Origin of the sequence: Cupriavidus cauae (assembly GCF_008632125.1) — a bacterium.
GTDB classification, from domain to species: Bacteria; Pseudomonadota; Gammaproteobacteria; order Burkholderiales; family Burkholderiaceae; genus Cupriavidus; species Cupriavidus cauae.
Genome location: NZ_VWRN01000055.1, coordinates 1 through 657, shown reverse-complemented (window position 1 = coordinate 657; position 657 = coordinate 1). Strand labels below are relative to the sequence as shown.

Genomic DNA, 657 nt, shown 5'->3' with positions numbered 1-657 from the left:
ACACATCAACCTGACCGGCGATTACCTCTGGCGTAGCAGCGCCAAGATCGGCGCGGGGAAGTTCAGGCCGCTACGTCCGCTCTCCGGGTCTTAGCGTACGATTTTTTCCGTTTTCTGAGACGACCCCCATTGGCGCCGTGATGCTTGATGCCGCGCTGGAGCGCGGTCGCGGCGGGTCATCCCGAGGTGGGGAGGCGCCCGAGGTCGCGCCGGCCGTGACACGGGCTGACACAACCGGTGACCCGGGCACGGATGGGAAGGGTGAGCTTCCCCCGCGGCGCATGGCGCGAACGGAGTAGAACGTGTCGTTCTCGCTGCCCGAGCGCATCGATCCGCGTCACTGCATTGTGACCAAGCAGTATGCGATCTACACGCCGCCGATGCATGCCATGATCGAGCAGATGGGCGAATGGATCGATCAGCAGCGCCCGGGCGGCTATATCTATGGTGCGTCGCGGCTCGGCAAGTCGCGTTGCGTGCAGTGGTATGTCGGCAAGGTGCTGGAGGAGCGATTTAGCGCAGTCGTGCCCCTGGTGGTATGGAGCCGACGCCCCGACAGTCATTCCAACGAAGCGGCGTTCTGGCATCAGATTCTGATGGCGTCGCACTTCGAGTTCGTCAACCCGGCCAAGGTGCCCAAGCGGGTCGAGGCGGCCT

1 pseudogene is annotated in these 657 nt (G+C 64.1%); it reads left to right on the top strand.

The annotated features are described in order from the left end of the window. Positions 1-302: 302 nt before the first annotated feature. Positions 303-657 (top strand): annotated as a pseudogene (locus F1599_RS22050) (ATP-binding protein); the annotation flags it as partial.